The sequence below is a fragment of the Aliarcobacter lanthieri genome, assembly GCF_013201625.1.
GTDB lineage: Bacteria > Campylobacterota > Campylobacteria > Campylobacterales > Arcobacteraceae > Aliarcobacter > Aliarcobacter lanthieri.
In genome coordinates this window covers 1,750,193-1,763,186 of sequence record NZ_CP053839.1, presented here as the reverse complement: position 1 = coordinate 1,763,186, position 12,994 = coordinate 1,750,193, and the positions used below count along the sequence as shown (strand labels likewise).

The window sequence follows — 12,994 nt, the reverse complement described above, 5'->3', positions numbered from 1 at the left end:
TAAAATTTAATAAAAATATTTTTTTGCAATATTTATATCTTCTAGAATTTGATTTTTTAGTTCTAAAAAGCTACTAAATTTTTTATTTTGTCTTATTTGTTTTATAAATTTTATTTGAATTATTTCATCTTTTACTTCCAAATCATCTATATTTAAAATATGACTTTCTACTGCAAAATTTCCATCAGTTGTTTCTCTATGACCTAAAAATGAAATAGAATTATATTCATAATTATTAACTACAGTTTTTGTTATATAAACTCCACTTTGTGGAAGTAAAAATTCTGCTACATTTAAATTTATAGTTGCTACAAACTCTTTTTTACCAATTCCTTGACCAACTATATGTTTTCCATATATTTTGTACTCTTTCCCTAAAAAATTGTTTGCTTTTTCAATATCCCCATTTAATAAAAATTCTCTAATATATCTTGAATGTACTGGAAAATTATCTAATTTAATTTCAGAAACTATTACTACCTCTCCATCAAAAACTTTTTTTAAATCATTTACAGTACAGGTTCTATCCTTTCCAAAGCAAAAGTCAAAACCAACAATAATTTTTTTTAAATTTTTAAAATCATTTTTTAAAAGTTTTATAAATTCTACTCCATTTAATTCTTTTATATTTTTTAAATCATAATAAAAAATAGGGAAAGGTGTATATTCTTGACGATAATTTTTTGGAGTTAAAGTTGCATAACCAGTTTCTATACTTATGATTGCTCCATCTTTTGTTAAATTATTAAATAATTGTTGATGAGCAATATGCATACCATCAAATCCACCAATTGCTATAGAATCTATATTATCTTTATTTACTAAAATAGAAGAACTCCTCTTCATTTCCTTCTTTTCCTTGAAGTTTACTTACATTATTAAATTTTAATTTCCAACCTAAATTAAAAGTAAATGCTAAAAAATCATCTTTTACTTTTTGTATGGCTTGAATATCTTTAACAACGCCTTTTTTATCCCTTTTTACATTTGTTCCCACTTCAAATTGTGGTTTAAAAAGAATTACAATTTCTTTAAATTGGAGTGAATTTATAGCATTTATAATATTTAAAATAGATATAAAAGATACATCACATGTTACAATGTCAAAACAAATATCATTTTTAAAATCTCTAATATCACAATTTTCAAAAAATTCAATTCGATTATCATTTTTTATTCTTTGATGAAGTTGATTACTTCCTACATCTACACAAACTACTTTTGAAACTTTATTTTCTAATAAAATTTGAGTAAATCCACCAGTACTACTCCCAATATCAAGGGCTATTTTATGATTTAGATCTAGTTTTAAATCATCTAAAAAGTATTTTAGTTTATAAGCTGCTCTTGAAACATAAAAATCTTCTTCTAATAACTCTACAATATCATTAGAATTTACTATGTATGATGGCTTTGTTAAAATTTTATTATTACATTTTACTTTATTTGATTTAATAAGTTCACATGCTTTATTACGACTTTGAATATCAAAGTTATTAGTTAAGTATAGGTCCAATCTCATTTATTTTTAAATTCATCTACTAATCTTAAACTTTCATCAGTAGAAATAGATTTAAATTCAGTAGTATTTTGACCTTTTATAAAACTTTCAATAGATTCTTTATCTAAGTTTACTGTTTTACCTGTAACTTCATAAATTGCTGCTTGCAAATCAGCTTTTTGATTTGCTAAGACTTCTTCTATATTTTGTGGGACATGTCCACTTTCTGCTCTTTTCTTTTGCAATTCTTCAAATTTATTATTAATTAATTCTAATTCATCCTTCGTAAATCCAGTTCTTGCAATATAATCTATATTTTCTAGAAGATTTTCTTGCTCTTGCTGTTTTGCTTTTTCTTTTTGCTTATTTTCCATGAATAAATCAAATTTATCTTTGTTCTCTTTTTTATTTGTAGAATCAATATTGTAAAGATCTGAGTCTAAAACATTATTTGAATTATTTGAAATTTGCATAATATACCCCTATCAAAATTATTAAAAAATTATAACAATATTAACTTAAATCTTATAATAGTTATCCACTCTTAACTTTAAATATTATAAAATCATTTGAATTTTAGGCATAGGTATAAAAATATAAGATGAAATTTGTACAATATGAATTTAGTGCAACGATTGAAGAAAAAAAATCAAAATTTATAGCTTATTTGGTTCCATATTTAGATTTTGAAAAAACTATGCAAAGATTAAGAACTGAACATATAAAAGCTGTACATTTTGTATATGCTTATAGATATTTAAATGAGTTTGAACAAATTGTAGAAAACTCTAGTGATGATGGAGAACCAAGAGGAACAAGTGGAAAACCATCACTTTCTGTTTTAAATGGTTCAGAAATTATAAATAGTGCAGTAATAATTGTACGATATTTTGGTGGTACAAAGTTAGGGACAGGTGGGCTTGTAAGAGCATATTCTGATAGTGTAAACGAAGTTATAAAAATATCAGAGTTTAAAACTTATAAAAAGTTAATATCAAATATATTAGAGTGCGAATATAGTATTCTAGGACAATTAGAATATATATTGAATCAACACAATATTAGAATAACAAATAAAGATTTTAGTACAAATGTGAAATTAACAATCGAACTTTCCAAAGAAGAATTTGATAACATTTTTTCTTTACTTCCAAGAGAAATTAAGATATACTAATTATCATTTATCTTATTAATTGAGGAGCTTTTATGATAGGGGTGCTAAAGGCTTTTTTGATCTTTTTTATTTTAACAAATGTTTATTCAAGTGATAAAATAAATATAAACTTTTCGAATCTAAATATAAACGAATTTATAAAAATTACTTCTAAAATACTTAATAAAGACATATTAATATCTGAAAATCTTGATATGAAAGTAAATTTTATCTCAAATAGAAGTTTGAATAAATATGAACTTTTAAATATTTTAAAAATCACTTTAGATGATAATGGGTATATTTTAGAAGACATGGGAAGTTTTTTTAGAGTAGGAAAGATTAAAGAGCAAAAAAGAGAGTCTTATTCAACAAAAATATATGAATTAAAAAATGTTGATGGTGAGAATATATTAAAGATATTAACAACTTTAGTAGATAAAAATATTTTTGAAAATGAACATTCAAAACCAGTTGTCACTTTAGATAGTGAATCTAACTCAATAATTTTAATGGGAGTTGAAACTGAATTAAATAAACTTATAACTTTTTTAGATGATATAGATAAACAAAAAGCTCAAGTATATATTCAAGCTAAAATTATAGAAGTAAATAATGAACTTGTCAATAAAATAGGTCTATCTTATGGTATTTTAAAAGCCAATTCTTCAAGTGATGGAATTTTAGCTATTTCTACAAATTTAAATGGTGGTTCAAATGCATTAGATAATGCAATATCATTGCTTGGAATAGATATAAAAAATTTAAATTTAAAATCTGGAATAGCTTTAGGTGCTAGTTTAAATTTATTAAGGCAACAAGGGGCTGTTGATATAGTTTCAGAACCATCAATTTTAGCTATCAATAATAAAGAAAGTTTTATCTATGTTGGAGAAAAAATATCTGTTCAAACTTCAAGTAGCATAACAGATGGAGGGACAGAAAGAACAAATTATCAAAGAGAAGATGTTGGACTTACTTTAAAAGTAAAACCAAGAGTTGCAAGTGATGAAAAAGTATCATTAGAAATAAGTGCTTTACTTGAAGGTGTAAAATTAAGATCAGTTGGAGTAGGGGATAATCCTGATACTCACAAAAAAGAGATAAATACAACAGCTATATTAAATAATGGTGAGAGTGTAATAATTGGTGGATTAATAGAAAATAAAAGTGAGAATGTAGAAGAAAAAATTCCAGTTTTAGGTGATATTCCAGTTGTTGGTAATCTTTTCAAAAATGAAACAAATATAAATAGAAAAAATAATTTAGTTATTATTGTGACTCCTTATCTAGTTCCAAAAAATAAAGATTTAACATACATAAGAGATAAATTAACCGAACTTAAAAACTTAGAAGATAGGTATTTAGAAGAGTCTTTAAAATATTTAGATAAAAGTGAAAAAGTTGTTGTACTAGATAAAGAAGATAAGATAGACTCAAAATCTTTACATGAAAAACGAATAAAAGAGTTTTTTGAACAGCACTCAAACAATGGTTTTTAGATAATTTTGGTAAAATTGCTAAAAATAAAAGGAAAAGCTATAAAGAAGTTTAGAAAAGTACATATAGAAATTACAAATATTTGTAATTTAAAATGTACATTTTGCCCACCCAAATCTCTTCCCAATAAAACTATGGATTTAGAGTTATTTTCTAGAATAAATCAAGAATTAAAAGAATTTACAAATGAATTAGCGTATCATATAGTAGGTGATCCTTTAGTTTTGTCAAACTTAAATAATTTTTTGGATATTAGTAAAAATAATAGTTTGAAAGTAAATATTACAACAACTGCTAATAATATTTCAAAAAAGCATTATGAAACATTATTGAATGATGCTATCAAACAGATAAATTTCTCTATAAACTCATATAATGCAAATTCTCATAAAAAAAGTTTATCTGAGTATTTAAGTCCAATTATAGAATTTGTAAAATATGCACAGAAAGAAATTCATGAATATTTTATAAATTTTAGAATTTGGAATTTAGATGAAGAAAAAAGTGCAAAAGAATTTAATAAAAAAGTTTTTGATATATTGAATAAAGAGTTTAATTTATGTTTAAATATAGATAATATTTATAAGGAAAAACCAAAAAATATTAGAATTGCAAGAAAAACTTTTATAAACTTTGATGAATATTTTAATTGGCCAAGTTTGCAAAATGAATTTGTTTCAAAAACTGGATTTTGTTATGGACTTGATTCACATTTTGGTATATTAGCTTCAGGAGATATTGTCCCTTGCTGTTTAGATAAAGATGCTAAGATGAATTTAGGAAATATTAAAAATAGTTCTATTAAAGATATTTTAAATTCGCAAAGGGCTAAAGATATTAAAAGTGGATTTAAAAAAAATATTTTAGTAGAGGAACTTTGTCAAAAGTGTGAATATAGAACAAGATTTGAAAAGGATAAATATGAATGAAACAGAAATTATATTAAAAAGTGTAAAAGATTTTTTTAATTCAAAAATGCTAAAAATAGCTTTAATTCCTTTGATTGTTTCAATGATTATTTTATATTTAATATTTTTTGGAATGGCAAGTTTTGGAATAGAAACTTTAAGAACTATTGCTCAAACTGCACAAGAAGGTGGAGAAGTTATTATTGATGAAAGTTCACCATTTTATGCAGTTTGGTTTATCTATTTTATTGTATTCTTATTTAAATACTCTATAACTTCTTGGTTAGCTGGTATATTATTTTACACAATAGGAACTATTTTTGTATTTCATATTTCAGTTATTTTAACACTTTTTATTATTGGATTTTTAACTCCAATGATTGTTGATAATTTACATAAGAAAGATTATGCATATTTGAAATTAAAACCATTTGGAAATGTAACAAATGCTATAATAAATGCTGTTAAATCAGTATTTGTAATGATTTTATTATATATTTTGTTTATTCCTTTATATTTTATTCCAATAATAAATATAATAGCTTTATATCTCCCTTTATATTATTTTTTTCATAAGTTATTAAATTTTGATGTAGGTTCTACAATATTGAGTAAAGATGAATATAATAAGATTTATGTTGATAATTCTAGTTCTTTTAGATTTAGAACTTTGGCTTTATACTTTTTATCAACAGTTCCTTTTATAACACTTTTTGTTGCAGTTTTTTATGTAATTTATTTAAGTAATGCTTATTTTATGGAACTTATAAAATTAAGAAAAGAAGAAGAGGTAAATTTTGAATAAAGATTTATTTATACAATCTGTATTAAAGGCTAATAAAGAGATTTTGGATTATATAGAACAAAATTTGAGTAAAGAAGATTTTGAATATACAAATATAAATGGTTTTGGTGGAGATAATTCATTAAAAATAGATTTGATTTTTGAAAATATCTTTATAAAACATCTAAATATTTTTGGGAATATTTTTAGTGAAGAGTGTGGTTTTATAAATAATAATAGTGAATTCACAATAGTTATTGATCCTCTTGATGGAAGTAATAATTTTTATTCAAATTTACCATATTTTGGAACTTCTGTTGCTTTAAAAAAAGGAGAAGCTGTTGTAGCAGGATTTGTAGCAAACCTGTCTATAAAAACAGTTGTTTTTAGAGCATTTGAAAATGAAATAAAATATTTTTGTCTTCAAAATATGAAAGAAAAAGAAATATTTAAAAATGATAAAAGTAAAATATCTATTTTTGAAAGAGCATATGAGTATCCAGATATTTGTAAGGCTTTAAATAAGCAAAATATTAAATTTAGGAGTTTAGGTGCAACAGCATTAAGTCTTGCAAATTCAATGGACTATAATTTTGTATTATTTAAAGGTAAAGTTCGAGATTTTGATGTTCTAGCAGGGCTTTATATATGTAAAGATTTAAATATTTATCAAGATAATATGACAATATTTATTACAAAAGATAAAGATAAATTTAATTTTTTTAAAGAAATTATTAATCATTTTTAGGTATAACTCCAAAACATATTTTATATATTAGGAAATGTATATGGCTTTAATAATTATGGATGAATGTATTGCATGTGACGCCTGTAGAGAAGAGTGTCCAAACTATGCTATTGAAGAGGGGGATCCAATTTATATGATAGATCCTGATCGATGTACAGAGTGTGTTGGACATTATGAAGAACCACAATGTGTTGAGGTTTGTCCTGTTGACTGTATTATCTTGGATCCTGATAATGAAGAGACATTAGAAGAGTTAAAATTTAAGTATGATCAACTAATGGAAGAAGAAAACTAATGTCAAAAATTACAACAATCATCGACATTGGCTCAAATTCAATGAGGATGGTTGTTTTAGAAAAATCTAGTCGTTTTGCTTTTAGTCTTATAAATGAAACTAAAAGTAGAGTGAAAATTTCAGAAGGTTGCTATGAAAATGGTGGTAATCTTCAAGAAATACCTATGCAAAGAGCTTATGAGTCATTAAAATCATTTTTAAATATTTCAAATGCACTTAAATCAAGAAAAATTTTTTGTGTAGCAACATCAGCACTTAGAGATGCTCCTAATTCAAAAGTTTTTTTAAATAGAGTTAGAAAAGATTTAGGTTTAAATATCAAAGTTATTGATGGTGAAAAAGAAGCATATTATGGTGGGGTTGCTACATCAAATTTGCTTCACGATGATGATTTTGTAACTGTTGATATTGGTGGTGGTTCAACAGAATTTTGTTTTGTAAAAAATGGTAAAATCTTAAAATCTATTTCATTAAATATTGGAACAGTAAGACTTCGAGAACTATATTTTAATAAAAACAATATTGATGGTGCAAAAAAATATATTTTAGATAATTTAAAAAATGTTTTTAACTTAGGTTTAGAAATACCTTCTAAAGTTGTTGGTATTGGTGGAAGTATAAGATTTTTATCAAAATTGATTATGCAAAAAAACAGATATCCTTTAGATGCAATTCATGGATTTACATATAAAGTAAAAGATGAAAGTAGGCTTTTTTTAGATATCTTAAATGCTAATTCAAATGATGATCTAGAAGAACTAGGTGTAAAAAAAGATAGATTTGATACAATAAAAGAAGGTACATTTATTTTTAAAACTATCATTGATGAACTTAAAATAAAAACTGTTGTAACTTCTGGAGTAGGAGTAAGAGAGGGAGTTTATCTTACTGATTTATTAAGAAATTCAAATCATAAATTTCCAGAAAATTTTAATGTTAGTGTACGAAGTTTATTAGATAGATTCCAAATTTGTCCAAAACAGAGTTCGTATTTTGGTAATAATGCTAAAAATATTTTTGATATATTACAACCTTTTCATCAACTTGATGAAAAGTTTAAATCACTTTTAGTTGTATCTTCAAAACTACATTCTATAGGAACAACACTTAACTTCTATAAATCTAATGATAATGCTTTTGATTTTATTCTAAGTGGATTGAATTATGATTTTCTACATACTTCAAGAGTTATAGTTGCGTATACTCTTAAATTTTCTAAAAAATCTTTACCAAAACAAATAGATTTAGATGAATATCAAGGGCTTTTACCAAAATTAGAAGATATGCAATGGATGTCTTTTATGATTGCATTAAATCTTGCAGTAAATCAAGATTTTTCAAGACCTAAAGTTGATTACTTATTAGAAAAAGATACACTTAAAGTAACTTTACCAAATAAATCTTTTTTAATAAAATCATATATTGAGAAATTAGAAACACCTAAAGATTTATTCTTAGAGATTTTATAATGAAAAAAATAGCTATTATAAAGCTATCTGCAATGGGTGATATAATTCATTCTATGATAGCTTTACAATTTATCAAAGCAAAATATCCAAATATACAAATTGATTGGTTTGTTGAAAATGCATTTGGTGATATTTTAGAAAATAATCCACATATCTCAAATATAATCAAACTAGATTTAAAAAGTATCAAAAAAGATAAAAAAGAGATCTTCTATCAAATAAAACTTTTAAAAAAGTTTAGAAAAAACTCTTATGATTTGATAATTGATGCTCAAGGACTTATAAAATCTGCCATTGTTGCAAGATTATTGGGTAATAATAGAGCAGGATTTAATAAAAATTCAACAAGAGAAAAACTAGCTTCATATTTTTATACAAAAAAAATCGATATTCCTTATGATGAAAATGCAATACTTAGAAATTGTAAGATTTTAAGTGAACCTTTGAATTTTGAAATATCTAAAGATGAAATCTTAGATAAACAAGCCTTCTTATTTTACAAAAATGAAAATAATATAATATATGAGTATTTAAAAAAAAATAAAAAAAATATTTTATTAGTTATTGGAGCTAGTTGGGATACTAAAATGTATTCTAAAGAGAAGTTTGCTAAAATAGCTTCTAGTTTAGATGAAAGTTTTTTAATTGCTTGGGGAAATGAAAAAGAAAAGCAAATTGCAGAGTTTATTTCTAAAAATTCTAAGGCTATTGTTTTACCAAAGTTGGATTTGAATGATCTAAAAGCTATTGTTAGTAAAGTTGATTTGGTAATTGGTAATGATACAGGACCTACTCATATGGCTTGGGCTTTGAATATTCCTTCTATTACACTTTTTGGAAATACTCCAGCATATAGAAATACTTACACAACAAGTATAAATAAAACTATAAAATCTTCTAGTGTTGTAAATCCATTTAAAATAAATAGAACTGATTTTTCAATTCAAGAAATTGATGAAAATAAAGTTATAGAAACGGCAAAAGGGCTTTTGTATGTATAGAAAGATAAAAGATTATTTTAGACTTTTTTTATATAATATATTTATATTTATATTTTTAATTACTCCAAAAATTTTAATGAAAAAGATTTTACAATTTATGGCATTTTTTGCATATAAATTTAATAAAAAGCATAAAAGTATTGCAATGGCAAATCTTAATTTAGTTTATGGAAACTCTATTTCTCAAGAAAAAAAAGAAAATATAATTTATAGTTCGTATAAATCTTTAGTTTTTAATATGTATGAATTTATTGAAAATCAAAATATTACAAAAGAGAATATGTTTAAAAAAGCAAATATTTTAAATAAAGATATTATTGAAAAAGCTTTTAAAGAAAATAGAAAAGTTATATATATAACTGCACATTATGGTGGTTGGGAAATAACTTTACCATATATTGCTTTGATGTTTGGAGAAATAGCTGTTGTAAATAGAAAAATGGATAATCCACATATTCAAGCAATATATGCAAAAGCAAGAAGTAAAAATAAGATAACAATGCTAGAAAAACAAAGTGCTGCAAAAGGTATGATTCAAGCTTTTAAAGATAATAAAAGTATAGCAGTTGTAATTGACCAACACATTGGAAGTGGAGTAGAAGTTGAATTTTTAGGGCAAGAAACAATAGCTACAGATTCAACTTCAAGAATGGCAATAAAGTTTGACGCAATAATTATTCCAATATTTACAGTAAATAATGGTTTTAGAGATTGGACAATAGAAGTAAAAGAAGCAATTGATGTAAGAAGTTTTGATTTTAAGACGAATGATAAAATCAAAGAATTGACACAAATACAAAATGATATTGTATCAAAACAAATTTTTGAAAAACCAGATTTTTGGCTTTGGCAACATAAAAGATTTAAAGCTTTTCATAATGATATTTATAAAAAGAAGTTAAATTGAATAATTTTATAAATTTAGCTAAAAGAGAGTTTGAAAACTCAGATAAAGAGATTTTTCCATTTATTTTTGAAGAAAAGCAATATTGGTTAAAAAAAGCAAGAGCTACTAAACCAAATAACATTCAAAAAATTTTTTATAAATTCTTCCCTTTTGAATTATTAATTCCTTCTTTATATAAAACTCCTAAAGAAGCTTTAGAATTTGAAAGTTCGAAACTTAAAGAGTTTAAAACTTTGGGAATAAATGTTCCAAATATTGTATATAAATGTGAAGATTTTTTTGTTCTTGAAGATAGTGGAGAGACTATTGATGCTTTTTTTAGGTATAAAAATATTAATGAAAATGAATTTTATATTATTTTAGATAAGTTAATTCTAGAGTTGTCCAAAATACATAATCTTAATCAATTCCATGGTGGAAGTCAAATAAGAAATTTTACATACAAAGAAGAAAGAATATATGTTTTAGATTTTGAAGAGAGTTACTATGAAAATATAGATATAAAATCTTTACAATATAGAGACTTTTTACTTTTTATATTATCTTTTATAAAGATAAAAGAATCTAGGATTAAAGTAAATTTTTATTATATCATAGAAAAATATTTAGAATTTACAGATAATAAAGATTTTATAATAAGACTTAATAAATTTGCTAAAAAAATAAGTTTTATTATTTGGTTTGCTAATAGGAAGTTTATTAAAAAATTATTAGGAAGTGATTTAATCTATTTTTTAGATCTATTTGAAATATTAAATAATTTAAAAATCAATACAAAATAAATATTAATTATGGGATAGGATATGAAAAAAATATTAATTATAAGATGTGGGGCATTAGGTGATTTAGTATATTCAACTTCAGTAATAAATGCTTTAATATTTGAATATAGAGATGTAAAAATAGATTATGTTTCAACACCAATTGCTTCAAAACTATTTGAATTTGATGATAGAGTAGACAAAGTTTTTCATTTAAAACATAAAAAAATACCTATCTTCTTTAGTTCACAAAAAAAGGATATAATAAAATATTCAAAAAAAGAGCCATATGATATATTAATAAATTTTGAAATGGGGAAACAATTTAAAAGTTTAGTTGAAAAAATTGTAGCAAATAAAAAAGTTGGATGGTTTAATGAAATTATAAATATTCCAAGTAGGTTAAATAGAGGAGAACAACAAAAATATTTTTATAATTCAATAATTTCAAAAGATAATTTGAAAATATCATATCCTGAAGTAGCTACTATTGAATTTGATAATATAAAAAAAAAGTTTGGCTTAGCTGATAAATATATTATAATTGCTCCAAGTAATTCACATGTGAATAGAAGTGGATTAAATTATAGAGCTTGGCAAAATAAATATTGGATAGAATTGATAGATTATTTATCTAAAAAGATTCAAGTTATTATTGTAGGAGCTAGAGGGGAAGAACAATTTTTCAAATTATTACAACCTTATCCTAAAAATGTAATAGATTTAGTAGCAAAAAATAATATTATAGAATTATCTTCAATTATAAAGAATGCTTTAGCTACAATTTGCACTGATTCAGCAGTTGGACATATTAGTGCAGCTACAAATACTCCTGTATTTGTCTTAATGGGACCTAATGATACTATCATTGACTCTCCATATATTACTCCTAAAAATAAAGTTTATCCAATTTCTTTGAAGTTAAATTGTTCTCCATGTTATAAAACAAAAATTATGAAAACTTGTAAAGATAATATTTGTATGAAAAATATTAAGCCATCATACATTATATCTATTTTATATAAAGCAAAATTATTATAAAATATACATTAGAGTAAATTTTAAAAGGAATTGATATGAAAGGGATAATCCTAGCAGGTGGAAGTGGGACAAGATTGTATCCAATCACAAAAGGGGTATCAAAACAATTAGTACCAATATATGATAAACCAATGATATATTATCCTCTTTCAGTTCTAATGCTAGCTGGAATTAAAGAAGTTTTAATTATAACAACTCCTCAAGACCAACAAAGTTTTATAAATCTTTTAGGAGATGGTAGTGATTTAGGAATGCGATTTGAATATATAATTCAACCTAGTCCAGATGGTTTAGCACAAGCATTTATTTTAGGTGAAGAGTTTTTAGATGGGGATGATGCTTGTTTGGTTTTGGGAGATAATATATTTTATGGACATGGTTTAACTCAACTTTTAGCAAAAAGTATAAAAAATATAAATGATGAAAATAAAGCAACGGTTTTTGGATATTATGTAAAAGATCCTGAAAGATATGGAGTTGCTGAATTTAATGATAATGGTGATGTAATCTCAATCGAAGAAAAACCAAATAATCCAAAATCAAACTATGCTGTTGTTGGATTATATTTCTACCCAAATGATGTAGTAAAAAAAGCAAAGAATGTAAAACCAAGTAATCGTGGAGAGCTTGAAATCACAACTTTAAATCAAGATTACTTAAATGAAAATAGATTAAAAGTAGAGTTAATGGGAAGAGGATATGCTTGGCTAGATACTGGAACTCATGAAAGTTTACTTGAAGCTTCAAGTTTTATTCAAACTATTGAAAATAGACAAAGTCTAAAAGTAGCTTGTTTAGAAGAAATAGCTTATGAAATGGGATATATTTCAAAAGAGAAACTTTTAGAATTAGCTGAACCTTTAAAGAAAAATCAATATGGACAATACTTGATAAATAGAGCAAATCAACCAAGAAGAGTGAAATAA

At 24.0% G+C, this 12,994-nt stretch carries 15 protein-coding genes; 12 read left to right on the top strand and 3 right to left on the bottom strand.

Features of this window, described 5'->3' with window-relative positions; genetic code table 11:
• Positions 1-6 precede the first annotated feature (6 nt).
• From ALANTH_RS08920 to ALANTH_RS08910, 3 genes are read right to left on the bottom strand one after another with little or no spacing between them, the layout of a single operon-like run.
• Positions 7-846, bottom strand: coding sequence for a bifunctional riboflavin kinase/FAD synthetase (locus ALANTH_RS08920; protein WP_026808181.1), 840 nt, complete (start codon positions 844-846; stop codon positions 7-9).
• Positions 815-1,522, bottom strand: a complete 708-nt coding sequence (gene tlyA / locus ALANTH_RS08915; protein WP_026808180.1) for a 23S rRNA (cytidine-2'-O)-methyltransferase TlyA — start codon at positions 1,520-1,522, stop codon at positions 815-817. The genes ALANTH_RS08920 and tlyA overlap by 32 nt, the downstream gene beginning before the upstream one ends.
• The gene (locus ALANTH_RS08910; RefSeq protein ID WP_026808179.1) at positions 1,519-1,974 is read right to left on the bottom strand and encodes a hypothetical protein; all 456 of its coding nucleotides are present in this window, start codon (positions 1,972-1,974) and stop codon (positions 1,519-1,521) included. The genes tlyA and ALANTH_RS08910 overlap by 4 nt, the downstream gene beginning before the upstream one ends.
• Before the next feature lie 128 nt (positions 1,975-2,102).
• Between ALANTH_RS08910 and ALANTH_RS08905 the strand changes: the two genes are divergently transcribed.
• Genes ALANTH_RS08905 through rfbA form a run of 12 tightly spaced genes read left to right on the top strand, consistent with a single transcriptional unit; the run spans position 2,103 to position 12,994 of the window.
• Entirely contained in the window at positions 2,103-2,675 is a 573-nt protein-coding gene (locus ALANTH_RS08905) for a YigZ family protein (protein WP_026808178.1), read from the top strand.
• A 32-nt stretch (positions 2,676-2,707) separates the two neighbouring features.
• Positions 2,708-4,156, top strand: a complete 1,449-nt coding sequence (locus ALANTH_RS08900; protein WP_026808177.1) for a type II secretion system protein GspD — start codon at positions 2,708-2,710, stop codon at positions 4,154-4,156.
• Between the two features lie 6 nt (positions 4,157-4,162).
• Positions 4,163-5,083, top strand: coding sequence for a radical SAM/SPASM domain-containing protein (locus ALANTH_RS08895; RefSeq protein WP_228133204.1), 921 nt, complete (start codon positions 4,163-4,165; stop codon positions 5,081-5,083).
• Positions 5,076-5,867, top strand: coding sequence for an EI24 domain-containing protein (locus ALANTH_RS08890; RefSeq protein WP_026808175.1), 792 nt, complete (start codon positions 5,076-5,078; stop codon positions 5,865-5,867). Before ALANTH_RS08895 ends, ALANTH_RS08890 begins: the two co-directional genes overlap by 8 nt.
• Complete coding sequence (locus ALANTH_RS08885) at positions 5,860-6,594, top strand: inositol monophosphatase family protein (RefSeq protein WP_026808174.1); 735 nt, start codon at positions 5,860-5,862, stop codon at positions 6,592-6,594. The genes ALANTH_RS08890 and ALANTH_RS08885 overlap by 8 nt, the downstream gene beginning before the upstream one ends.
• A 40-nt stretch (positions 6,595-6,634) precedes the next feature.
• Entirely contained in the window at positions 6,635-6,889 is a 255-nt protein-coding gene (locus tag ALANTH_RS08880; RefSeq protein WP_026803857.1) for a YfhL family 4Fe-4S dicluster ferredoxin, read from the top strand.
• Positions 6,889-8,358: a Ppx/GppA phosphatase family protein gene (locus ALANTH_RS08875; protein ID WP_026808173.1), complete on the top strand. Its 1,470-nt coding sequence runs from the start codon at positions 6,889-6,891 to the stop codon at positions 8,356-8,358. Before ALANTH_RS08880 ends, ALANTH_RS08875 begins: the two co-directional genes overlap by 1 nt.
• Positions 8,355-9,359 (top strand): lipopolysaccharide heptosyltransferase I, encoded by a 1,005-nt coding sequence (gene waaC / locus ALANTH_RS08870; protein WP_026808172.1) that lies wholly within the window; start codon positions 8,355-8,357, stop codon positions 9,357-9,359. Before ALANTH_RS08875 ends, waaC begins: the two co-directional genes overlap by 4 nt.
• Positions 9,352-10,266, top strand: coding sequence for an LpxL/LpxP family acyltransferase (locus tag ALANTH_RS08865; protein WP_026808171.1), 915 nt, complete (start codon positions 9,352-9,354; stop codon positions 10,264-10,266). The genes waaC and ALANTH_RS08865 overlap by 8 nt, the downstream gene beginning before the upstream one ends.
• Positions 10,263-11,048 (top strand): BUD32 family EKC/KEOPS complex subunit, encoded by a 786-nt coding sequence (locus ALANTH_RS08860; protein WP_026808170.1) that lies wholly within the window; start codon positions 10,263-10,265, stop codon positions 11,046-11,048. The genes ALANTH_RS08865 and ALANTH_RS08860 overlap by 4 nt, the downstream gene beginning before the upstream one ends.
• A gap of 21 nt (positions 11,049-11,069) precedes the next feature.
• Complete coding sequence (locus ALANTH_RS08855) at positions 11,070-12,068, top strand: glycosyltransferase family 9 protein (RefSeq protein ID WP_026808169.1); 999 nt, start codon at positions 11,070-11,072, stop codon at positions 12,066-12,068.
• Positions 12,069-12,103: 35 nt separating this feature from the next.
• Positions 12,104-12,994 (top strand): glucose-1-phosphate thymidylyltransferase RfbA, encoded by an 891-nt coding sequence (gene rfbA / locus ALANTH_RS08850; RefSeq protein WP_026808168.1) that lies wholly within the window; start codon positions 12,104-12,106, stop codon positions 12,992-12,994.

Coding starts and splice junctions, on each gene's coding strand:
- ALANTH_RS08920 (WP_026808181.1), bottom strand. CDS start 846: ATGAAGAGGAGTTCTTCTATTTTAGTAAATAAAGATAATATAGATTCT.
- tlyA (WP_026808180.1), bottom strand. CDS start 1,522: ATGAGATTGGACCTATACTTAACTAATAACTTTGATATTCAAAGTCGT.
- ALANTH_RS08910 (WP_026808179.1), bottom strand. CDS start 1,974: ATGCAAATTTCAAATAATTCAAATAATGTTTTAGACTCAGATCTTTAC.
- ALANTH_RS08905 (WP_026808178.1), top strand. CDS start 2,103: ATGAAATTTGTACAATATGAATTTAGTGCAACGATTGAAGAAAAAAAA.
- ALANTH_RS08900 (WP_026808177.1), top strand. CDS start 2,708: ATGATAGGGGTGCTAAAGGCTTTTTTGATCTTTTTTATTTTAACAAAT.
- ALANTH_RS08890 (WP_026808175.1), top strand. CDS start 5,076: ATGAATGAAACAGAAATTATATTAAAAAGTGTAAAAGATTTTTTTAAT.
- ALANTH_RS08880 (WP_026803857.1), top strand. CDS start 6,635: ATGGCTTTAATAATTATGGATGAATGTATTGCATGTGACGCCTGTAGA.
- ALANTH_RS08875 (WP_026808173.1), top strand. CDS start 6,889: ATGTCAAAAATTACAACAATCATCGACATTGGCTCAAATTCAATGAGG.
- ALANTH_RS08865 (WP_026808171.1), top strand. CDS start 9,352: ATGTATAGAAAGATAAAAGATTATTTTAGACTTTTTTTATATAATATA.
- ALANTH_RS08855 (WP_026808169.1), top strand. CDS start 11,070: ATGAAAAAAATATTAATTATAAGATGTGGGGCATTAGGTGATTTAGTA.
- rfbA (WP_026808168.1), top strand. CDS start 12,104: ATGAAAGGGATAATCCTAGCAGGTGGAAGTGGGACAAGATTGTATCCA.